Annotated in this window: 17 protein-coding genes and 1 pseudogene; 10 read left to right on the top strand and 8 right to left on the bottom strand. The window is 67.2% G+C overall.

All coding sequences use genetic code 11. The features are described 5' to 3' along the window. Positions 1-712 precede the first annotated feature (712 nt). The gene (locus HF877_RS18560; RefSeq protein WP_169622726.1) at positions 713-6,190 is read left to right on the top strand and encodes a carboxyl transferase domain-containing protein; all 5,478 of its coding nucleotides are present in this window, start codon (positions 713-715) and stop codon (positions 6,188-6,190) included. Positions 6,191-6,381: 191 nt separating this feature from the next. After that, on the top strand, positions 6,382-6,858 hold the full coding sequence (locus HF877_RS18555) for a hypothetical protein (RefSeq protein ID WP_169622675.1): 477 nt from the start codon (positions 6,382-6,384) through the stop codon (positions 6,856-6,858). A 165-nt stretch (positions 6,859-7,023) separates the two neighbouring features. Here the strand turns inward: HF877_RS18555 and HF877_RS18550 are convergent, their stop codons facing one another. From HF877_RS18550 to HF877_RS18535, 4 genes are all read right to left on the bottom strand, one after another. After that, positions 7,024-7,737: a maleylpyruvate isomerase family mycothiol-dependent enzyme gene (locus HF877_RS18550; protein WP_169622674.1), complete on the bottom strand. Its 714-nt coding sequence runs from the start codon at positions 7,735-7,737 to the stop codon at positions 7,024-7,026. A gap of 13 nt (positions 7,738-7,750) precedes the next feature. After that, a complete protein-coding gene (locus HF877_RS18545; RefSeq protein ID WP_169622673.1) occupies positions 7,751-8,572 on the bottom strand; it encodes a fumarylacetoacetate hydrolase family protein in 822 nt (273 codons plus the stop codon). Positions 8,573-8,578: 6 nt separating this feature from the next. Next, positions 8,579-9,640: a cupin domain-containing protein gene (locus tag HF877_RS18540; protein WP_169622672.1), complete on the bottom strand. Its 1,062-nt coding sequence runs from the start codon at positions 9,638-9,640 to the stop codon at positions 8,579-8,581. Between the two features lie 107 nt (positions 9,641-9,747). Then, positions 9,748-10,578 carry an IclR family transcriptional regulator gene (locus HF877_RS18535; protein WP_169622671.1) on the bottom strand — a complete coding sequence of 277 codons (831 nt, stop codon included), beginning with the start codon at positions 10,576-10,578 and terminating at the stop codon, positions 9,748-9,750. 99 nt (positions 10,579-10,677) lie between these two features. Here HF877_RS18535 and HF877_RS18530 point away from each other — a divergent pair, with 99 nt between their 5' ends. Both HF877_RS18530 and HF877_RS18525 read left to right on the top strand, forming a co-directional pair. Further along, positions 10,678-11,883: an aromatic acid/H+ symport family MFS transporter gene (locus HF877_RS18530; RefSeq protein WP_240952712.1), complete on the top strand. Its 1,206-nt coding sequence runs from the start codon at positions 10,678-10,680 to the stop codon at positions 11,881-11,883. Between the two features lie 31 nt (positions 11,884-11,914). Continuing rightward, entirely contained in the window at positions 11,915-13,111 is a 1,197-nt protein-coding gene (locus HF877_RS18525; protein WP_169622669.1) for an FAD-dependent monooxygenase, read from the top strand. A gap of 80 nt (positions 13,112-13,191) precedes the next feature. Here the strand turns inward: HF877_RS18525 and HF877_RS18520 are convergent, their stop codons facing one another. Further along, a complete protein-coding gene (locus tag HF877_RS18520) occupies positions 13,192-13,533 on the bottom strand; it encodes a winged helix-turn-helix domain-containing protein (protein ID WP_169622668.1) in 342 nt (113 codons plus the stop codon). A gap of 92 nt (positions 13,534-13,625) precedes the next feature. On the opposite strand from HF877_RS18520, the pseudogene HF877_RS18515 reads away from it, so the two are divergent. From HF877_RS18515 to HF877_RS18495, 5 genes and pseudogenes are all read left to right on the top strand, one after another. Continuing rightward, positions 13,626-13,775: pseudogene (locus tag HF877_RS18515) on the top strand (L-2-hydroxyglutarate oxidase); the annotation flags it as partial. A 103-nt stretch (positions 13,776-13,878) separates the two neighbouring features. Continuing rightward, a complete protein-coding gene (locus tag HF877_RS18510) occupies positions 13,879-14,538 on the top strand; it encodes an SDR family oxidoreductase (RefSeq protein ID WP_169622667.1) in 660 nt (219 codons plus the stop codon). Positions 14,539-14,619: 81 nt separating this feature from the next. Continuing rightward, on the top strand, positions 14,620-15,153 hold the full coding sequence (locus HF877_RS18505; RefSeq protein WP_169622666.1) for a DUF1772 domain-containing protein: 534 nt from the start codon (positions 14,620-14,622) through the stop codon (positions 15,151-15,153). Between the two features lie 167 nt (positions 15,154-15,320). Continuing rightward, positions 15,321-16,544 carry a sensor histidine kinase gene (locus HF877_RS21660; RefSeq protein WP_169622665.1) on the top strand — a complete coding sequence of 408 codons (1,224 nt, stop codon included), beginning with the start codon at positions 15,321-15,323 and terminating at the stop codon, positions 16,542-16,544. Next, positions 16,541-17,200 (top strand): response regulator transcription factor, encoded by a 660-nt coding sequence (locus HF877_RS18495; RefSeq protein WP_169622664.1) that lies wholly within the window; start codon positions 16,541-16,543, stop codon positions 17,198-17,200. Before HF877_RS21660 ends, HF877_RS18495 begins: the two co-directional genes overlap by 4 nt. Before the next feature lie 10 nt (positions 17,201-17,210). Here HF877_RS18495 and HF877_RS18490 read toward each other — a convergent pair whose 3' ends face one another. The 3 genes from HF877_RS18490 to HF877_RS18480 form a co-directional block, all read right to left on the bottom strand. Next, the gene (locus tag HF877_RS18490) at positions 17,211-18,557 is read right to left on the bottom strand and encodes a permease prefix domain 1-containing protein (RefSeq protein WP_169622725.1); all 1,347 of its coding nucleotides are present in this window, start codon (positions 18,555-18,557) and stop codon (positions 17,211-17,213) included. Then, complete coding sequence (locus HF877_RS18485) at positions 18,557-18,913, bottom strand: PadR family transcriptional regulator (RefSeq protein WP_169622663.1); 357 nt, start codon at positions 18,911-18,913, stop codon at positions 18,557-18,559. The genes HF877_RS18490 and HF877_RS18485 overlap by 1 nt, the downstream gene beginning before the upstream one ends. A 75-nt stretch (positions 18,914-18,988) precedes the next feature. Further along, positions 18,989-19,894, bottom strand: a complete 906-nt coding sequence (locus HF877_RS18480) for a hypothetical protein (RefSeq protein WP_206037338.1) — start codon at positions 19,892-19,894, stop codon at positions 18,989-18,991. 178 nt (positions 19,895-20,072) lie between these two features. Between HF877_RS18480 and HF877_RS18475 the strand changes: the two genes are divergently transcribed. Further along, on the top strand, positions 20,073-21,437 hold the full coding sequence (locus HF877_RS18475; protein WP_346765233.1) for a wax ester/triacylglycerol synthase domain-containing protein: 1,365 nt from the start codon (positions 20,073-20,075) through the stop codon (positions 21,435-21,437). The last annotated feature ends 2 nt before the right edge of the window (positions 21,438-21,439 follow it).

The following is a 21,439-nucleotide window of genomic DNA, read 5'->3' as shown; positions in this document are numbered from 1 at the left end:
CGGCCCGGCGACGGACCTCGCACTGCCCGGACGAGACTTCGGCACGCGCGTGCGGGCGCATCAGTTCGATTGAGCGGACGCCGTATTCACCATTCGTGATCGATGTCACAGAAAGAGCCGGGCACGATCCTCCATCGGTCCACATGCGCTCGTGGATTGTCAAAATCGTTGCGGCACAAACGCCTACCCGGCGGTACGACGAGGGCAGTCGGCCCCGCTGCAAGTTACCCACCGGTGTTACCGCGCGGTACGAGCGAACGAGCCCACCGCAGCCGGCCTTCTTTCCCGCGGACGACCCCCGAAAAGCCCTGTACGGCAACGTTCGAGACCCGAAAAAGGAACGGTTTCCGCAGGTCACGCCGATTCGGGAAGCCAAACGTGACAAAGCCTCATGTTTCGGCCATGCTGTTACCCGTACGGGGCGTTTCCATCCGCACGGGGGTGTGTGTCGTCGATGGCGACGGCCACCGGATGAGGACAGGGGCGCGTTCGCACCGCCTTGACGATTCGGTTCGACAGAACCACAGCGTCGGCGATCGACACACGCATGCCCACCACACAGCACGAGGAGCCGACCGATCGATGTTCCCGCTCACGTTTACCGATCCGTGACGTAGGAACCGAAGACCGGATAAATTGTCTTCCTCATCGGGGTGGAGCTTTCGACGCGCGGCACCCACGCGCACAACCATGGAGAACGGTGGCAACGAGTATGTTCAAGCGGATCGCAGTGGTCAACCGGGGTGAGGCGGCAGTCCGCCTCATCCGGGCAGTCCGGGAGCTCAACTCCGAACACGGCTACGGCATCAAGACGATCGCTCTGCACACGGACGCCGAACGCCGTGCCATGTTCGTCCGTCAGGCCGACGAAGGCGTCACCCTTCGCCCTTCGACGACGGCCGCGACTTCCTACCTCGATCACGCAGAACTCGAGCGCGCACTCCTCGAAGCGAAAGCCGACGCAGTCTGGGTCGGCTGGGGATTCGTGGCGGAAGATCCCGTCTTCGCCGACCTGTGCGCGCGGCTGAACATCACATTCATCGGTCCGTCCGCGGATGCGATGCGTCTCCTCGGTGACAAGGTCGAAGCCAAACTGCTCGCCGAGAAGGTCGGGGTGCCGGTCGCCCCGTGGTCCGGCGGACCCGTGGAGTCCCGCGCCGATGCGCGTCGTCATGCCCAGGCCATCGGTTACCCGCTCATCATCAAAGCGCGCTCCGGCGGCGGCGGTCGCGGCATCCGCAAGGTCTACGCCGAAGACGAACTCGAACTGGCACTCGAGCGCACGCAGGGCGAAGCCGAACGGTCCTTCGGCGACCCCGTCGTCTTCATCGAACGCCTCGTCACCGACGCGCGCCACGTCGAGGTGCAGGTCATCGCCGACACGCACGGCAACGTGTGGGCTCCCGGCGTGCGTGACTGCTCCATCCAGCGCAAGAACCAGAAGGTCATCGAGGAATCGGCTTCCCCGCTGCTCACCGCGGAACAGTCCGACCACCTGCGCTCGGTGTCCGCCGACCTCGTCCGGGCCGCGGGATACTGCGGCGCCGGAACCGTCGAGTACCTCTACCAGCCGCACTTGAAGACGTTCACCTTCCTCGAGGTCAACACCCGCCTGCAGGTCGAACACCCCATCACCGAGGTCACCACCGGCATCGACCTCGTCAAACTCCAGATCCTCGTCGCCTCCGGAGAGCCCCTCGTGGGTGACTGCCCGCCGGAATTCGGCCACGCGGTCGAGGCACGGCTCAACGCCGAGGATGCCGCCAACGGGTTCGCGCCCGCGCCCGGCACGGTGCAACTGCTCAAATTCCCGCTGGGGTCCGGCCTGCGGGTGGACACGGGCATCGCGCAGGGAGACGTGATCCCTCCCGACTACGACTCGATGGTCGCCAAGGTCATCGCTTGGGGACGGAACCGTGGCGAAGCGCTCGCACGCCTGCGCACCGCCCTGCGAGAAACCACGGTCGTCCTCGACGGAGGCACCACCACCAAATCGTTCCTGCTCGACCTGCTCGACCGCCCGGAGGTCGTCGACGCGTCCGCCGACACCGGCTGGCTCGACCGCACCGGTGCCGGCAGCGAGTCCGGGCCGACGCGAGTCGCCGACATCGCACTCGTCGCGACCGCCGTCGATGTCTACAACGCCGACGAAGCCCGCGAGCGCACCGCGTTCCTCGCGTCCGCACGCGGCGGCCGGCCACGCGCCGGACATGCCGTCGGCCGCAAGATCGAACTGAGCTACCAGGGTCAGGCGTACGAACTCGTGGTCGGCCAGGTCGGACCGCACCGCTACCGGCTCGACACCGGAGTGACCGAGTTCGACGTCGAACTCGAACGTCTCGGAGACTACGAATCGCGGCTCACGCTCGACGGTCGCCGCCACCACGTCGTCTCGATAGCCGGGCCCGCCCATTTCCTCGTCGAGGTCGACGGGATCAGCCACCAGATCAGCCAGGACGAGGCCGGAGTCGTCCGCACTCCGGCGCCCGCTGTCGTCGTTGCCGTCCCCGTCGCGGTCGGCGACGAGGTCGAAGCCGGGCAGACGCTCGTCGTTCTCGAGTCGATGAAGATGGAGACCGCGGTCCGCGCTCCGTTCGCCGGTAAGGTCCGTGAGATCCTCGCCGTCGTCAACGCCCAGGTGGACGCCGGCGCCCCGCTGCTGCGCGTCGACCAGATCGTCGAAGAAGTCGTCACCGAAGCCGTCGAGCGCGTGGAGTTCCCCACCCCCGGACCGGCGCTCAGCGACGATCTCGCTGCGGATGCGCTGGCGCGGCTCGATTCGCTCGGAGCGCTCATCACCGGGTACGACGTGTCGGCCAAACGGACCGCGGCGCTTCTCGCCGAGTACGAGCGTCTCTCGGCAGGTGTGCGGTCGTGTGATCTCGTGCGCGCCGAACTCGCTCTGCTGACCACGTTCGCAGACGTCTGCGACCTTTCGCGAAACCGTCCGACCGACGAAGAGCGGAACACCGAAGACCGCGTGCACAGCCCCCGCGAGTTCTTCCACGGCTATCTGCAGTCGCTCGACGTCGAGGTCGGCGGTCTGCCCGACAGCTTCCGTGCTCGCCTCTCGCGCGCGTTGCGCCATTACGACGTGACCGACCTCGCGCGCACCCCCGACCTCGAGGACGCCGTATACCGGCTGTTCCTCGCGCTCGAACGTATCGAGACGCACGTGCCGGTCGTCACCGCACTGCTCGAGCGCTGGACCGACCGCCACGACACGGAGGCCGGCGTCTCCCACGAACTCAACGAAGTCCTCGACCGGTTGATCGGCGCGACGCAGGTCCGCTTCCCGGTCATCGGCGACACCGCACGCAACTTGCGCTACAGCTACTTCGAAGAGCCGATGATCCGGAAGGCGCGCGAGCAGGTGTACGACGGGGTGCGCGGTTCGCTCGCCTACCTCTCCGAACACCCGCAGGCGGCCGACTACGCGCAGCGCATCGAGTCCCTCGTCACCACGCCCGAACCTCTCATCGACCTTCTCGCCCAGCAGATTTCACGCCCCGGCACCGTCCCCGGTCCGCTGCTCGAAGTCATCACGCGACGCGCGTACAAGATCCGGACCCTCGAGGACGTGCGGTCGTGCGTCGTCGACGGGCGCCAATTCGTCACCGGAAACTTCGATCTGCGGGGTACCCGGCTGTACCTGATCTCCGCGGAGACATCGCATTCCGGCCTCGCCTCGGTACTCGACGCAATCGAGCAATCGGCGTCGACGCTGCCCGGTGTCGAGAACCTGGTGATCGACCTGTACGTCGCCTGGGAGGACGCGCCGGCCGACGCGGACGCTCAAGCCGCGGCGCTGTCCTCGGTCCTGTCCACCCGCGAGATCATCGCGCGCGCACGACGCGTGACGGTGACGGTGTGCCACACCGATATCGCCGAAGAGCACGTATTCACCTTCCGCGCCTACGAATCCGGGTACGCCGAGGAAAGCAACATCCGCGACATCCACCCGTTGACGGGGCAGCGTCTCGATCTGTGGCGACTGAAGAACTTCGACGGCACGCGCCTGCCCTCCAACCCGGACACGTACCTGTATCACATTGTCGCGAGGGACAATCCGTCCGACGAGCGCTTCATCGCCCTCACCGAAGTGCGAGATCTGACCCAGCAGCGCGACGACAGCGGCCGCATCGTGAGCCTGCCCGCCTTCGAACGCGCCCTCGCGAGTTCGCTCGACGGCATGCGCCGTGCCCAGGCCGCACGCGGTGGACGACGCCTCGATACGAACCGCGTGGTCCTCTACGTCTGGCCCGTCGTCGACCTCGACGTGAAGGATCTGCGCCGGATCGCCCGCAGTGCCGCACCGTTGACCGTGGGTGCGGGCCTCGAGGAGATCACCGTCATCGGATGGTTGCGCGAGAACCCGGGTCAGCCCGCGCGTGAAGTCGCGTTGCGCTTCTCGTACCGATCCGGCGCCGGTGTCGTCGTGCGGGTCACCGAGCCGCCCAAGGAACCGCTCAAGCCGCTCGACGAGTACACCCAGAAGGTGCAGCGCTCGCGGGCCCGCGGAACCGTGTACCCCTACGAGCTGATTCCGCTGCTGACCGGCAGCGACGGTACGTTCGTCGAGTACGACTTCGACGAGCAGGGACAGTTCGGCGCCGTCGACCGCCCGTACGGCCGCAACACCGCCGGCCTCATCGTCGGCATCGTGGACACTCCGACGCCCCGCTATCCCGAGGGCATGACCCGGGTTGCTCTGTTCGGAGATCCCACCAAGGCACTCGGCACCGTCGCCGAAGCCGAGTGCTCACGCCTGGTGGCCGCGATCGACCTTGCCGAGAGTCTCGGCGCGCCGGTCGAGTGGTTCGCGTTGTCGTCGGGTGCCACGATCTCCATGGACTCGGGTACCGAGAACATGGACTGGGTGTCGCGGGGTCTGCGCCGCATCATCACGTTCACCCAGAGCGGCGGCGAGATCAACATCATCGTGACCGGCATCAACGTCGGCGCACAGCCGTACTGGAACGCCGAGGCGACGATGCTCATGCACACCAAGGGCATTCTCGTCATGACCCCGGACAGCGCGATGGTGCTCACCGGCAAGCAATCGCTCGACTACTCCGGCGGAGTGTCCGCGGAGGACAACTTCGGTATCGGCGGATACGACCGCGTGATGGGTCCGAACGGCCAGGCCCAGTACTGGGCACCGAATCTCCGAGTAGCGGTCGAAACACTCTTTGCGCACTACGCGCACGCCTATGTCGCTCCCGGCGAGCGCTTCCCGCGCAAAGCCGACTCCGCCGACCCGGTCGATCGCGACGTGCGCCTCTACCCGCACGTCCACCCGTCGAGCGACTTCACCACGGTCGGCGAGATCTTCTCGTCCGACACCAATCCGGACCGCAAGAAGCCGTTCGACATCCGCACCGTGATGCGCTCGGTCGTCGACCAGGACCACGCCGTGCTCGAACGGTGGGCCGACATGGCCGACGCCGACACCTCGGTGGTGTTCGACGCGCACCTGGGTGGTACCCCGGTCAGCGTGATCGGGATCGAGTCGCGCGCCATCCCCCGCAAGGGCTGGTTCCCGACAGACGGGCCGGACCAATGGACGTCCGGGACGTTGTTCCCGAAGTCGTCGAAGAAGACGGCCCGCGCCATCAATGCCGCAAGCGGAAACAGGCCGCTCGTGGTGCTCGCGAATCTGTCGGGCTTCGACGGATCACCCGAGTCGCTGCGCAACCTGCAGCTCGAGTACGGCGCCGAAATCGGCCGGGCCATCGTCAATTTCGACGGTCCCATCGTCTTCGTGGTGGTGTCCCGGTACCACGGCGGAGCATTCGTCGTGTTCTCGGGCGCACTGAACGAAAACATGGAAGTACTTGCCGTCGAAGGCTCGTTCGCGTCCGTTCTCGGCGGCGCTCCCGCTGCCGCGGTGGTCTTCACCCGGGACGTCAACAAGCGCACGGCGAGCGATCCCCGCATCACGGAGATCGAGTCACGTCTGGCGGCAGCCGAAGACGGGGAGAAGTCCCGTCTCGGTGTCGAACTGGGCGCCTTGCGCGTCGCGGTACGGTCCGAAAAGCTCGGCGAGGTCGCTGCGGAGTTCGAGGCGATCCACAACATCCAGCGTGCCCAGCGGATGGGCTCGGTGCACCGGATCGTTCCCGCCGCCGAATTGCGCCCGCAGATCATCGCTGCCGTGCAGCGAGGAATGGCGAAATCGCTCGCCTGACACGGCCGAGCACAGGGGGCCCGCACCGATCGGTGCGGGTCCCCTGTGTGTGTGCCTCCGGACACAAGACCCTGTGCAGCACAAACGATCCGGGACGCAATGCACGTCGATTTCTGACTTCTTTCTCAGGAATGTTTCATGTCCGGCTCCTACCTTCGGTACTGAGGACCAGTAAGGAAAGGGGTGCGGAAATGCGCATCGACAAGCGATGGCTCATCGCGGGTGTCGCGGCAGTGGCCGTGGCAGCCGGTTCGGTGGGGATCGCAACCGCTGTGGACTCCAACGAGCCCACAGGTCCGGGCCAGGTGACGGCACAGACCCAGGACGACACGCAGGAAGCGGAGGACGGCCAGGACACCCACGACTCCACCGATCGGGGCCGCGAACGTCCGGACTCGGCGACGGCTCCGGACGCGCAGCGTGGTGTCGAACGCGAACCGGGTGACCGCACGCGCTACGGCGGAGAGCGACCCGACGGACCGAGAGGACCGCATTCGGACCGCGAGACCGGACCCGAGGAGGGTGACGGACCTCGTGCAGAGCGCGGACAGGGCGACGGCCTGCGCGACGGGCGCGGACCCGGTGCCCACCATCGTGAGCACGAAGGCGAGCACCCGGACCACGACTCCGGACCTCATGACACCGAGCAGGACGGTACGCACACCTAGGCCCCTGCTCGCCGTCCGGCGAGGTGGACCACCGGAACAAGAGCCCTGCCGCGCATGCGCGGAGGGGCTCTTCGTGCCTCGGTCGCTGTCGACCGACCAGTTAGGTCACACCATGGCGAAGGCCCCTTCCATCTCGGATGGAAGGGGCCTTTCGTCTCGATCGGATCAGAGCCAGCGCGGGGGCGTCAGGTCTCCGGCTTCGACGCCGACGGCGCCGCGTCCGGCAGCCCACCGCACCACTGAGGGAAGCGAACCGCGCACCACGTGGATGGCTTCCGCGTCCGGCGTCACGGCGATCGTGCTGCCGCCGTCGACCTCGAGTGCGATACCCGCGCCGAGTTCCTTCTTCCGCCACATGCCGACGATGTCGTCGAGCAGCGACTCGAGGACCACCTTCGGGAAATCACCGAAGCGTCCGCCGTTGTCGAGATCCACCGCGTGGATCCAGACCTCACGCGTGCGCATCCAGACAGTTTCCTCGGCAGGAACCAAGCGGCCCTGCGCGGTCCGGACCTGCGCCTGCCACGCGGACTCCGGCAGGTGACGCCACTTCTCGTCGAGCCGGGCCACGGTGTGAGCGAACAGGTTACGAAGCGCGGCGGGACTCAGCGTGGCGCCCTCGGCGATCTCCTGCGCCCGCTGCTCGGTGGAGGCGTACATCGGGGTCTCCACACCGGTGGCAGCCCAATCCATCAACCGGCACAGTGCGGCCGCGTTGTACCCGATATGCGCCGTCAGGTGCTGGCGGGTCCACCCGTCGAGGAGGGTGGGTCCGGCGAGTTCGTCGTCGGTCAGTTCCGCGAGCCGCTGCGACAGGTACGCCGTGCCGCGCCGTGCGATGAGCAGGCGTTCGGAGAGTTCGAGATCGTTGAATCCCACGGTCTTCCTTCTCCTACTTGATGATCGTCTTGTTCTTGACGGACCCGAGGCCCTCGATGGTGACCTCGCAGACGTTGCCGTCCTGGATGTAGCGTGCCGGCTTGCGGGCATGGCCCACACCACCGGTGGTGCCGGTGATGATGACGTCGCCGGGCTGCAGCGTGACGATGTGCGAGATGTAGTCCACCAGCTTGGCCGGGGTGAACACCAGATCGTTGGTGTTCGACGACTGCATGACCTCACCCTCGAGGCGGGTTTCGATCTTGGTGCCGAGCTTGTAGTCGGTGTCGAGGACGGGGCCGAAGCCGCTGGTCTTCTCGAAGGTCTTGCCCTGGTCCCACTGCAGCGTGCGGTACTGGTAGTCGCGCATCGTGTAGTCGTTGATGACCGAGTAACCCGCGATGTACTCCTCGGCGTCGGCCTCGGACACCTGGTACGCCTGCTTGCCGATGACGACGGCGAGCTCGGCTTCCCAGTCGAGCTGCGAACCGGCGTACGCCGGGACGATCACGTCGTCGTACGGGCCGGTGAGGGCTTCCTTGAACTTCGAGAACAGCGTCGGGAACTCGGGGAGTTCGCGACCCATCTCCTGGATGTGGGTGGCGTAGTTGAGTCCGACGCACACGATCTTGCCGGGGCTGGGGACGACGGGTGCGTAGTCGGCATCGGCGAGGTCGACGGTCTTGCCCGCTGCCTTCTCGGCGACGGCCTTCCAGTCTGCGTCGTTCAGCAGTTCGGACAGATCGGCGTAGCCGTCGATCACGGTGGCGGTGGAGTCGTCGTCGACACGCACCGCAGCGGTTGCGCCGTCGAGTCGGAGAGTTGCAAGTCGCATGGTGGGTCAGGCTCCTTCGGAGATGATGGTGCGGTTGAAGTGCAGACGCTCCACGATGGGTGCGTCCGAGAACGCGAACAGGTCGACGCCCTCATCGGTTTCGAGCGACCACTCGACCCAGGACGGGACGACGATCATGTCGCCCTTGGCAACATCGTGCGGGGTTCCGCCGAGATCGAAGCGACCCTGGCCTTCGAACACCTGGAAGACGAGCGACCCTACGTCGCGACGGGGGCGGGTGTGCGCGCCGGCGCGAAGACGGTGGAACTCGGCGCGGATCGTCGGCATGACGTCGCCGCCGGTGGTCGGGTTGGTGTAGCGGATCGCGGCGTGGCCCGGCTCGGGCGTCGCGGCGTAACCCTCGTCCTCGAGCGCAAGCTGCTCGGTGAGGGCGCGATCGGTGTGCTCCCAGCGGTAGCAGGCGATGGGCGAGCTGGTCTTGCGGTCGAGCCCGACGAGCGGACGCAGACCGGGATGGACCCACAGTCGCTCGGAGCGTGAGATGTCCGGCGTTCCCTCGTCGGTCACGCCGTCCGAACCGAACTCGAAGAATCCGGTGTCGGTGTAGTGAACGAACGGAATGTCGAGACCGTCGATCCACGCCATCGGCTGATCGGTCTCGTTGTGGTGGCCGTGGAAATTCCACCCGGGCGTGAGCAGGAAGTCACCGCGGCGCATCGCGACGGGGTCACCGTTGACGACGGTCCACACGCCTTCACCCTCGACGACGAATCGGAAGGCGTTCTGGGAGTGGCGGTGCTCCGGTGCGGTTTCCTTCGGGCCGAGGTACTGGATCGCTGCCCACAGGGTGGGCGTGATGTACGGGACTCCGCCGAGGCCGGGGTTCGCCAGGGCGATCGCACGGCGTTCACCACCGCGCCCGACGGGCACGAGGTCGCCCGCGCGCTGCGCGAGCGGGTAGAGCGTCGACCACTTCCAGACGAACGGAACCGCCTTGGAGGTCGGCGCCATCGGCATGAGGTCCCCGAGCTGCGTCCACAACGGATCGAGATGCTCGGCCTCGAAATCGTCGTAGAGCTTCTGCAGTTCCGGGTCGTGCTCGGTCATGATTTCTCCTCGCGAAACGACACACACGTTGGGCGTTGATCACAACCTATGCCGCACCGTCCGCCAGAGCACACAATATTCTTCCCTGTGGAATCTTGACGTAGATCTCATCCTTCGATGTGTGCGACGTCCACCTCGAGGCCCCGGATCGCCGCCCGCATCTGCTGCACCAGTTGCCCGTGCAGGTGCTGCCGGTACCGGGTCGCGGGTACCGCTGCGGTGAGCGCCGCGATCGCGTGCCCACGACCGTTCCGCACCGCGACCCCGAATGCCGCGACGCCCTGTTCGGTCTGCTCGACGTTGACGGCGAATCCCACGCGCCGGGCCGCTTCGAGTTCACTGACGAAGATCTCGAACTCACCGGGAGCGAGCCGCCGGTCCGTCTCGGATGCGGTCGGGCCCTGGCTGATGGTCGGCGGGCCCGCCGGTCGGAGGTACAGCTGTTCGAGCGTGCGCCGGGGGAGTTCGGCGAGCAGGATGCGCCCGCCCGCGGTGAGTTCCGCCGGGAGTACCTGGCCTTGCCTGTCCCCCACACGCAGCATCGTTGCCGCTTCTGCCGTGTACAGGAAACGTGCCTGCGACCCGATCCGGAGAACCAGGTTGATGGTCTCGCCCGTCATCATCGCGAGCGCCTCCATGTGCGGACGCGCGATATCGGCAAGCTCTCTGGTCCATCCGTGCTTCGCCGGCCCGGCCCCCATCGCGGGACCGGGGTGGTAGCGGCGCTTCTCGTCCTGCACGGCGAAGCCCCGGTAGACGAGCATCGCCAGGAGCCGATGCGCGGTCGACGGCGCGGTGCCGAGCGCCTCCGCCGCGTCCTTCACCCGCAGTGCTCCGACGTCGCGGAGCAACTGCAGCAGGTGCAGCGCGTTGTCCACGGACTCGAGCGAGTACGACGGCTTCGTGATGCGTTTGCCTGGTTTCGGCGCATTCTGCATAGAAGAACTTTATTGCACCGAGCACGTGAGCGCATCAACGTTGGATTCATGCACATCTCCCCAGGGGCCACCGTCGCCTCCGGTGCACGCCGTCTGCCCATGGCTCCCGGCAGCATCGCAGCAGTCGTCGTCTGCTGGCTGTTCGTCGTATTCGACGGATACGACCTCATCGTCTACGGCAACGTGATCCCCAGCCTGCAGGACGAATGGGGAATCAGTTCCTCGACGGCCGGCACACTCGGCAGCCTGGCATTCCTGGGCATGATGATCGGCGCCGTTCTCGCGGGCCGGTTGTCCGACGCGATCGGACGCAAACAGGCGGTGGTCGGCTGCGTTGTCGTCCTCTCCGTGTTCACCGCGTTGTGTGCCGTCGCTCCCGGACCTGCGGTCTTCGGCATCCTGCGCCTGATCGCCGGAATCGGCCTCGGCGGACTGGTGCCGACGTCCAACGCCCTGGCTGCCGAACTGGTGCCGAACAAGTGGCGCGCCGCCGTCGCGACGATGATGATGTCCGGCGTGCCGATCGGCGGTTCGATCGCGGCCCTCGTGGGCATCCCGGTGATTCCCCACTGGGGCTGGCGCCCGATGTTCCTCTTCGCGCTGATCCCGCTCTTCATTCTCGTTCCGCTGGCGATCAAGGTGCTGCCCAAGCACGCCCCCGATGCCCATCCCGGCAACGCCGCGGGCGGCTTCAAGGAACTGCTCGGTACCCGTTTCCGCGCCGTGAGCATCATGTTCGCGGCGGTGACCGTGGTGACCCTGCTCTCGTGGTACGGCCTCGGCACCTGGCTTCCCAAGCTCATGCAAGGTGAGGGCACCGACCTGGGCAACGCGCTGACTTTCGCGCTGGCGCTCAACCTCGGCGCCGTCGTCGGCTCGTTCGTCACCGCCTGGGGCGGCGTGCGCTGGGGTTCGGTGCCGACGAGCATCGTCGCCGCGCTGATGGCCGGTGTCGCGCTGCTGACCCTGCTGCTCGATCCGCCGGTCGCCGCGGTGTACCTGATCTTCGTGATCGCCGGTGTCGGTACCCACGGCACCCAGGCACTGATCATCGCGGCCGTCGCGTCGTACTACCCCGACCACCTGCGGGGCACGGCGCTCGGCTGGGCTCTCGGCGTCGGCCGGATCGGTGCCGTTGCCGCCCCACAGATCGGTGGATGGCTGCTCGCCGCCGGACTCGGCGCCCACTCGAACTTCATCCTCTTCGGCGTCAGCGCCTTGATCTCGGCGCTGTTGCTCACGGTGATCTGGCAGAAGTTCCCCGTCCGCCACGACGCGCCGCGCGGCCCGATCCTCACTCACTGATCTCACAATTCCCCCCACCCGAAGGAGTGTCATGTCCGATCTGAAGGACGCGCGAGTACTGATTGCCGGCGGCGGCATCGGTGGCGTCGCCAACGCCCTCGCTCTCGCCTTGAAGGGTGCGAACGTCACGCTCTTCGAGCGCGCCGCCGAGTTCGGTGAGGTGGGCGCCGGACTCCAGATCGGACCGCACGGCTCGCGCATCCTCCAGTCGCTCGGCGTCTACGACGAGGTGATCGCCAAGGGTGTGCTGCCCAAGAACCTCGTCTTCCGCGACGCTGTGACCGCCGAAATCCTCACCAAGGTAAACCTCGGCCGCGACTACCAGGAGCACTACGGCGGCGTGTACTTCGTGGTACACCGCTCCGACCTGCACTCGGTACTCGTTGCCGCTGCACGTCGCGCGGGAGCCGACCTCCGCACCGATTCGACGGTGACCGATGTCGTCACCGAGGGTGACACCGTGCGCGTCATCCTCGAGAACGGTGAAGAGCACATCGGTGACATCGCGCTCGGGATGGACGGGCTGCACTCGCGCCTGCGTCCCAAGCTGTCCGACGACAAGCCCGTCGGCTCCGGCTACGTCGCGTTCCGCGGCACCTTCCCGATGAACGAAGTCCCCCTCGAAGAGGACATCGAGGACGTGGTGGGCTACATCGGCCCGCGCTGCCACTTCATCCAGTACCCGCTTCGCCAGGGCGAGATGCTCAACCAGGTCGCCGTCTTCCAGTCGCCGGCGTTCCTTCGCGGCGAGGAGAAGTGGGGCAGCCCCGAGGAACTCGCGCACGCCTACGACCACTGCCACGAAAGTGTCCGCTCCGCCCTGAAGTACCTGTGGACGGACCGCTGGTGGCCGATGTTCGACCGCAATCCGATCGACAACTGGGTCGACGGCCGCATGCTCCTTCTCGGCGATGCCGCACATCCGCCGCTGCAGTACCTGGCTTCGGGCGCCGTGATGGCCCTCGAGGATGCCAAGTGCCTCGCCGACTACGCGTCCGAGGACTACAAGGGCGACAACGCGAACTGGCCGAAGATCCTGCAGGATGTCAACGCCGAGCGCGCGCCGCGCTGCAACCGCATCCTCACCACCGGCCGGATGTGGGGCGACCTGTGGCACCTCGACGGTGCAGGCCGCGAAGCTCGCAACGAGTTGTTCCGCATCCGCGACACCTCGAGCTACAAGTACACGGACTGGCTGTGGGGTTACTCCTCGGACCGTAACCGCTGAGCCGGGACACCCCCGCGCGACGATCACACCTGTGGCCCGCAGATCCGGAAGATCTGCGGGCCACAGGCCTGTCATGCGTCCTACACGATTGTTTCGCTCAGCTCCGCGAGTCGGCGTTCCGCGCGCACCACTGCGTCGCGGGCCTCGGCAAGATCCGCCCGGATCGCCTCGAGGTGCCGTCGGATGCCGAGTGTCATGTCCCCCGGTTCCGGGATCGAGACGACGAAGGAGCCCCTTCCCTGCCGCGTCTCGATGAACCCTTCCTTCCGCAGCACTTCCTGCGCGTCCTTCACCACGGACGGCGACACCGCGTAGTGAGCCGCGAGCTCGTGGATCCCCGGGAGCTGGTCGCCGACTGCCCATTCGTTCCACGTCATCCGGTGCTGGAGATCGGTTGCGACGGCTTCGTACTTGTAGGCCATACCGCACACCGTAACACTTTTACGTAACACCGGAACGGTGTTGTCGCCGGTGCTGCTCTTGGACCGGCCACAACCGCGGTGTCGTGCACGCCGGACCGCGCGGTGTCCGGGCGCAGGCGATGAACGCCGACGGCAGCCTCGAAGACGATTTCGTCATCACCGGACAGGGACGCCTCGTTCACCTGTGCAACGCCCCGTCACCCGGCGCCACGTCGTCCCTCGCCATTGCCGAACACCTCGTCGCGACGGCCCTCGAACGCGTGCGCCGAGGACGCCCACGCGTAGAGACGAACGAATACGGGCATGCTCACCGGAAGAATTCCCCACGACGCTAGGAGCATCGACATGGCACGTATCGCGGTTTTCGGCGGACACGGCAAGGTGGCGCTCCACCTCGAACGTCTCCTCTCCGACGCCGGCCACGAGGTCAGCGCGGTCATCCGCAATCCCGACCACGCCGACGACGTGCGCGCCGCCGGTGGCACGCCGGTGGTTGCCGACGTCGAACAACTCGATGCGCTCGCGTTCAACGAGTTGCTGCAGGGTCACGATGCGGTCGTGTGGTCCGCAGGCGCAGGCGGGGGCAGCGCGCTCCGCACATACGCCGTGGACCGCGACGCCGCGATCGCATCGATGACGGCCGCGCAGCAGGCGGGTGTCCGGCGGTATGTGATGATCTCCTACTACGGGTCGCGTCCGGATCACGGTGTGCCGGAGGACAACAGTTTCTACGCCTACGCCGAGGCGAAGGCCGCGGCCGACACGCATCTGCGGGCCGCCGAGTTGGACTGGACGATCCTCGGGCCGAGCAAACTCACGCTGGATCCGCCCACGGGCCGCATCGACATCGCGGGTCACGGCGCGACCGAACCGGGCGAAGTGTCGCGTGCAGATGTGGCAGCCGTCGCCGCCGCGGTACTCGAGCGACCCGAAACCGCCGGTCTCACCATCGAATTCAACAACGGCGACACGCCGATCGGCGAGGCGCTGGACGCACTCCGGTAATCCGGCCTACGTCGGAAGTCGTACTGCGGTTACGTCGCCGGACGGACGACGGTGACACGCCGGAAAACTAGCGTCGTCACCATGACACACAACACTTTCTCGCCCCGTACCGCGGTGATCGTGGCCTACAGCTGGGTCACGCTCATCGCGTTCGGTGCAATCCTCACCGAAACAGTCATCCTCTACCCCAACGTTTTCCACGATCCCCCGGCGTCTCTGGATCTGACCGTCGAGTTCATGTCGGAAGCCGGTCCGTCGGACTTCTTCCCGCCTCTGGGTGCGCTGACGGTAGCCCTCGCAGTGGCGTCCGTGTTCCTGCTCCGGCGCGACAAGAAGGTCCGGCCGTGGGCGGTGGCGAGCCTGATCTCGCTGGTCTTCGGCGAGTTCGCGTTCTCGGCCTTCTACTTCTGGCCACGGAACACGATCATGTTCGACGAAGGGGCCGCCGTGCATTCTGTCGAGGTTCTCCGACAGACCGCGGTCGAGTTCGAGACAGGCCACTGGGTTCGTCTGACCATGAGCGGCGTGACTGCCGTCCTGGCCTTCGTCGCGTTGTTCAAGGTGCTCGCGGCTCGCACGTCCACGCCTGTGCCGGTCGAGGCTAGGGTCGGGTGACACGCCCGGTAGTTCCGCTCGCGGGCGTACGGCGAGGTGACGACCCCTCGCCGTACGCGCATTTCTGGTCCGGGTCCAGGCGGCCGCCGGTAATCTCGCCGACGTAGCGCCGATCGCCACAGGTGCGGGCGGGATCGCCGGGTACTCCGTCACTGCCGCCCGGAACGGTGATCACACGCACGACCGGAGGAAAGGCACCGACCATCTCCGCGCAGACCAGCCCAGCAGCCGGAAATATGTTCCGGCAGGACCGCACGACCGATGCGCTCCTCGCCGGGGGATTGTTCGCGATCATCTGCATCGCGATCGCCGCCGATCTCGGGGGCGGCGAGCAGGGGCCACCTGCGCTCGCCTTCCTGTTCGGCGCGTTGTTCGCCGCACCGGTCTTCTTCCGCCGGCAGCGCCCGGTCACCGTTCTGCTCGTCACGGCCGCCGTCCTGGTGGCGTATTACGCCCTGGGGTTCCCGCCCATCGGCTTGGCCCTCCCGCTTGCGGTGGCGCTGTACTCGGCCGCGGAGTCCGGGCACCTGCGATGGGCGATCGCCGTTTCGGGCGCGCTGGTGATCCTCTCGACAGCGGTCAGGATGTTCCAGGGCGATGATCTTGCCTACCTGCTCGGATTCGAATCGGCGGGGTCGGTGGGTCTGATGGCGGCGGTGATCGCACTTGGCGACAGCGTGCGGTCCAGACGCGCACTCGGCCGAGAACTGGTCCGCAGGGAACACGCGGCCCGCCTCGAGCGCGAACGCGAGGCCGCCCGTCGCGTCGAACGCGAACGGCTGCAGATCGCACGCGATCTCCACGACCTGCTCGCGCACACCGTGTCCGTGATCTCGCTGCACACCGACGTGGCTGCCGAGTCCCTCGACGACGATCCCGCCCTCGCACGCCGATCGCTGGTGGCCGTTCGCGACTCGTGTTCGCGCGCGGTGTCCGAACTGCATGCCACGGTCGAGGCACTCCGCTCCCCCGCCGGCACCACAGCACGCGGGGACCACTCGCCTACACCCGGACTCGCCGAGATCCCTCGACTCGTCGACACCGTCTCCGACGCAGGCGTAGCGGTGCACATCGAATCCCGGGGCACCCCGGCAACACTGCCCGCCGTGGTGGACGCGACCGCGTACCGGGTGATCCAGGAGGCTCTGAGCAACGTCCTCCGTCATTCCGATGCGACGAGAGTCGTTGTCGCCCTGGACCACCACAACGATGTACTGCGAGTCTGCGTGAGTGACAACGGCCGCGGGTCGCGGGGTGGCCGCACCACCGGATGGGGCCTGACCGGCATGCGCGAACGCGTCGCGTTGCTGGGCGGGACCGTCGACACCGGCACTCCGGACGGCGGAGGATTCGTCGTCGATGCCCGCATTCCCGCGGGGGGTCCGTCATGATCCGGGTCGTGCTCGTCGACGATCAGGCTCTTGTGCGTGAAGGACTGCGCGCATTGCTCGAGCGCACGGACGACATCGTGGTGGCGGGCGAGGCGGACGACGGGGACGCAGGCGTGCGCGTGGTCACCGAGACGCGTCCCGATGTGGTGCTGATGGATATTCGGATGCCCGGGACCGACGGGATCGCCGCGACCCGCCGGATCATCGGCGATCCGGCACTTTCCCACGTGCACGTGGTGGTACTCACGACATTCGACACCGACGACAACGTGCTCGACGCGATCCGTGCGGGTGCCGTCGGCTTCCTCGTGAAGGACACCGCACCCGGAGATCTCCGCAACGCGATCCGCACCGTGGCGGGCGGGGACGCCATGCTCTCGCCGACTGTCACCCGGCGCGTGATGCAGGCCGCCGCACGCGGGGCAGGCGCGCGCGACACCGGGCAACTCGACGGACTCACGAACCGGGAACGCGAGATCCTTGCCGAGGTCGGCCTGGGTCTGTCGAACGAGGGGATCGGCTCGAAGCTGTTCATCAGTCCCGCAACGGTCCGCACGCATGTGACCCGCATCCTCACCAAACTGCGTGCGCGCGACCGCGCCGGCCTCGTCGCGATCGCCTTCCGTACCGGCCTCGTCACGCCGGAGGATCGGTAGACCCCGGTCGTTACCCGAACCCGAACAGCGGCGGGATGACGACGACCGCAACCGCGGCCCACACGCCGTAGACGGGCAGGTACCGCGTCTGCCAGCGTTCCACCGCGTCGAAACCGCAACGGCGGCGCAAGAAGCGGACGCCGAACCACCCCGCCCCGACCAGGTTGACCAGCAGGACCAGGTTCAGCCCGAGCGCCGTCACCTTGTTGGCGGTGAATCCGAACTCGGCGATCCGCGTGAGCATCGCGGCGAGCATGAGTGCGTCGACGGCCAGCGCTGCGGCGACCAGAACGACCTGAAGAGTGTCGAACACGTCCGGAGGCGCGTGCGGGTCGCGGGCGGAGATGGAATACAGCAACAGCCCGAGGACCAGCACCAGGATCAGATCCATAAGGATGAGCAGTTCGCGATCGACGCCCAGGATGCTGCGCGATGCCACGGACGCGACGAACAGCGCGAGCAGCATCGCGACGGTGAGCGGCGTGAACACCCGGGTGAGGACGGGAGCGATGTTCTCGATCACCTCCTGTTTGGCCTCGACGAGCCAGGCCGCCGCGATCATCGCTCCGGGGGGCGCGAAGGGCACGACCCATTGTTCGAGGAACCACTCGACGTCGACGCCCAGCGCACCGAAGGCCCCGAGCGTGAGTCCGACGAGGACCGCGCCGCCGAGCGCGAGCAAGGTCAGATAGACGACCCACTCCCCGGTGAACCTCACGAAGTCCATCCGCCGCCGTTGGGATCGCCACTCGCCTCCCACGTACGCGACTCCCACGACGAGCCACAACAGAATGGGGGCGTGGATCGCCGCGATGATTTCGGTGGAGCCGGCGCCGACGAACGGGAAAAGGTTCAGCGCCGACGCCGTGAGCAGGAACGGAATCGCCAGGGCCGCCGCGGCGCGCACCGGCATATCGCGCTTCCAGGCGAAGTATGCGACGAGGAACGGCAACACGAACAGCGATGCATTGCGTACCAGTGCCTGTTCCGGGAGCCACTCCAGTCCGGCTTTGACGGCCACCCCCGCGCAGGCCGCGAGCGCGATCACCACGCCCAGCTCACGCGGATGCCGGCCGGAGGCGGACTCGGTGCCTGCCGGAACGAGCACGAGTTGCTTCCACAGGCGGTCGGAATGTTCGCGGGCGAACTCGCGAGAAATCTCGTCCACGCTGCCCATGCGTCCCACCGCGACCAGGAATGCTTCGCTCGACGTCAGCCCGGCAGCCGAGAGATCCTCGACCTGATCCCGCAGGTGGCCTTCCATCTCGTCGACGTCGAGCGGGGAAATCACCCGGTGACCGGAGACGTAGCCGCGCCAGCGGGCGATCTGGGATTCGAGTTGCGCGTCGGCGTCCATCACGTCAACCCTTCTGCCGCCGGGGGCAGCGCAGACTGCCACACCTTCTCGAGGGCCGCGGCGACGACCGACCATTGCGCCGCGCGTTCGACGAGCATCTCGGTGCCGGCATCGGTGAGTGTGTAGTGCTTGCGCCGACGGCCGTTCTCGGCGATATGCCAGCTCGCAACCACATAGCCCGCGCGCTCGAGGCGATGCAGCAGGGGGTAGAGCATTCCGTCGGTCCATTGGATGCGACCGCCGGACAGCTCGTTGACCCGCTTGAGGATTGCGTATCCGTAGGACTCGCCCTCGGCGAGTATGCCGAGTACCAGGGGCGTCGCCGAGGCTGCGACCAGATCCTTGTCGATGAACACGAACCCTCCATACCTAGAGCATCTAGGGATATAAAGCGAACCTAGCAGCTCGAGGTATCCGTGGGCTAGAGGGCGTTACGCCCGGTCGGGATCCGCGGCAGATCCCCTGGCCTCGTCTGCTCTGTCCCCGTCTGCCCTGTCCCCGTCGTCGCGGCTCAACGTTTCCGTCACCCGGGCACGACCGCGCTCGAGGACGTCGCCGAGCGCTCCGCCGACCGCCTTGAGGGGACTGTCGATGGAGTCGAGTGCCTCGGCGACATCCGGATCTTCGTCCGCGAGCCAGCCGGCGTCATCGGCCCGGAAGGCCGCGCGGTAGTCCTCGAGATCACGCCGCAGCGTCGACAATGCGCGCGTGGTGCGGCTCGAGGACAGCCGGCGAACCACCTCGAGCGGCGATCCCTCCGCGAACCGCGCGAGGGTCCTGCGCGCCCGTCGCAACAGGTCGGCGTCCCCCTCGAAGTGCCGGGCGAGCGCGGACCGGGCAGCCGCGACGACCCCCGGATCGGAACCCTCCCGGGCGATGCGAACGCGATGCCACAGAAACAGACAGTCCTCGACCAGCACGAGCAACTGGAGTGTCTCGCCCAGTCGTTCCTCGACCGCGATCGTGTGCAGGTATTCCAGGTGCTCCGGCACCGGCCTGTCCGCGTCGGCTCCGTCGAGCAGGGCCGACGCGTGAGCCTGCACGCGCGCGACGGTCTCGTCGAGCCGCGACCCGAGCTCGGCCAGCGGCGTCCAATCTGCGTCGGGCAGCGTGCCGCGGTGGTCGACTATCGCGGCAGCCCTGGTCAGGGCGTTGTGCCGCGTGACGATATCGCCCAGGGCGGGCGCCCCTACGGATGCGAGCACGCTTTCCACGGTGTCCGGAGCCGCGTCTTCGCCCTCGAGACGGACGATGGCTGCTTCCACGGACGCCACGGCCCCGCGCAGCGCGTCCACGACGGAATCGGTGGCGGTGGGTTCGGTGCTCGCGTCGGTCATTGCTCCATCGTGCTACGGACGAGAACCGATCGCATCAGGTGCCCTCGATCGTGGGCGGCAGCCGGCGGCGGCGCAGAGTCACCTTTACCGGACCCCCTGGGTTCTGTGTCCGGGCCGAGTCCGGCTCGCCCGGTCCGGTGCACCCATGGCAGAGAGCGATACCTGCGATCCTGGAGGGGTGGCGGACCCGAGTCGGATAGAGCGCATCGGTCCCGGCGACCTGACCGAACTCGTCTCGGATGTCGGGCCGGCGCCCCTCCACGTCGGCGCCGTGATCTTCCTCGCCGGTGGCGTCGAGCCGGACCCGGTGGCGCTGCAGGCCGCGCTCACCGAACGACTGACCGGGATTCGGCGACTGCGGCAGTGCCTGTCCGAACCTGCGCTCGGGCTCGGCCGACCCTACTGGCTGGACGACGAGCACTTCGACGTCGATGCTCACCTGTCGCAGGTGCGATGCCCGGTTCCCGGCAGCCGGGATGCCGCCATGGCCCTCGCGGTGGACGCACTTACCCGGCCGCTGCCGCGGTCGCGGCCGCTGTGGCGCGCGATTCTCGTCACCGACATCGCGGATCCGCACGGGAACACAGCACTGGTGACGGTGATGCATCATGTGCTGGCCGACGGGATCGGAGGACTGGCCGTGCTGGCGCATCTGGTCGACGGAGCAGACGTCTCGGACGAGCTGGGCCGCTCGATTCCGCCCGAACGGCACCGGGCCTGTCCGAAGCCGAGGACGAGAGAACTGCTCGCCGACAACGTGATCGAACGGCTTCGCAGCCTGCGCCGAGTTCCACAGGCCGTCGCGGGTCTTCCTGCGGCGTGGGCGGAACTCGGACGGGGCATCGGTGGACGTGCCCCCCGATGTTCGTTCAATGCGCCCACGGGTGTTCGACGTGCGGTCGGGACGGTCGAGGTGGATCTGGACGCGACCCGTGTGGAGGGGCGGCGATGGGGCGCGACTGTCAACGATGTGCTGCTGGTCGCCACCTCCGGTGCGCTTGCCGACATCCTGCGCACGCGTGGCGAGTCCCCGTCCGAGTTGGTGATCTCGGTTCCGGTCTCTGCTCGCGGTGCGAACACGGACGGGGAATTGGGCAATCAGGTCGGCGTCATGCCTGTCCGGGTACCACTGGCCGGAACTCCGGCGCAGCGGTTGGTTTCCGTTTCCCGCAGCACCCGTGCACAGAAATCGAGCGTGCGAGGGCGGTCGGCGGCCCTGCTCGGCCCGCTGTTCCGCGCCCTGGCAGCCATCCGGATCTTCCGTTGGTTCGTGGATCGGCAGCACCTGGTCAATTCGTTTCTGTCCAACCTGCCGGGCCCGTCGTCACCGCTGAGGGTCGCCGGAGCCAGGGTCACCGCGATTGTGCCGCTGATCGTCAATACGGGAAACGTGGGCGTCGCCTTCGTGGCACTGTCGTATGCCGGCACCCTGACAGTGACGATCATCGTCGATCCCGACCTCGTTCCCGAGGTTCGCGAACTCACAGAAGCCCTGCACGAACAGTTCCAGGCGATCACAGTCGGCGGCACGTCGGCGCAGTAGCC

This window comes from Rhodococcus sp. BL-253-APC-6A1W (genome assembly GCF_012843405.1).
Classification (GTDB): Bacteria; Actinomycetota; Actinomycetes; order Mycobacteriales; family Mycobacteriaceae; genus Rhodococcus.
Note: the sequence above shows the minus strand (reverse complement) of the source record. Positions and strands in the feature narration are given on the sequence as shown.

Excerpts from the sequence above, each read along its gene's own strand:
- HF877_RS18540 (WP_169622672.1), bottom strand. The coding sequence starts at position 9,640 with ATGACCGAGCACGACCCGGAACTGCAGAAGCTCTACGACGATTTCGAG.
- HF877_RS18480 (WP_206037338.1), bottom strand. The coding sequence starts at position 19,894 with ATGACCGACGCGAGCACCGAACCCACCGCCACCGATTCCGTCGTGGAC.
- HF877_RS18510 (WP_169622667.1), top strand. The coding sequence starts at position 13,879 with ATGGCACGTATCGCGGTTTTCGGCGGACACGGCAAGGTGGCGCTCCAC.
- HF877_RS18505 (WP_169622666.1), top strand. The coding sequence starts at position 14,620 with ATGACACACAACACTTTCTCGCCCCGTACCGCGGTGATCGTGGCCTAC.
- HF877_RS18535 (WP_169622671.1), bottom strand. The coding sequence starts at position 10,578 with ATGCAGAATGCGCCGAAACCAGGCAAACGCATCACGAAGCCGTCGTAC.
- HF877_RS18495 (WP_169622664.1), top strand. The coding sequence starts at position 16,541 with ATGATCCGGGTCGTGCTCGTCGACGATCAGGCTCTTGTGCGTGAAGGA.
- HF877_RS18525 (WP_169622669.1), top strand. The coding sequence starts at position 11,915 with ATGTCCGATCTGAAGGACGCGCGAGTACTGATTGCCGGCGGCGGCATC.
- HF877_RS18530 (WP_240952712.1), top strand. The coding sequence starts at position 10,678 with ATGGCTCCCGGCAGCATCGCAGCAGTCGTCGTCTGCTGGCTGTTCGTC.
- HF877_RS18560 (WP_169622726.1), top strand. The coding sequence starts at position 713 with ATGTTCAAGCGGATCGCAGTGGTCAACCGGGGTGAGGCGGCAGTCCGC.
- HF877_RS18490 (WP_169622725.1), bottom strand. The coding sequence starts at position 18,557 with ATGGACGCCGACGCGCAACTCGAATCCCAGATCGCCCGCTGGCGCGGC.
- HF877_RS18545 (WP_169622673.1), bottom strand. The coding sequence starts at position 8,572 with ATGCGACTTGCAACTCTCCGACTCGACGGCGCAACCGCTGCGGTGCGT.
- HF877_RS18520 (WP_169622668.1), bottom strand. The coding sequence starts at position 13,533 with ATGGCCTACAAGTACGAAGCCGTCGCAACCGATCTCCAGCACCGGATG.
- HF877_RS18555 (WP_169622675.1), top strand. The coding sequence starts at position 6,382 with ATGCGCATCGACAAGCGATGGCTCATCGCGGGTGTCGCGGCAGTGGCC.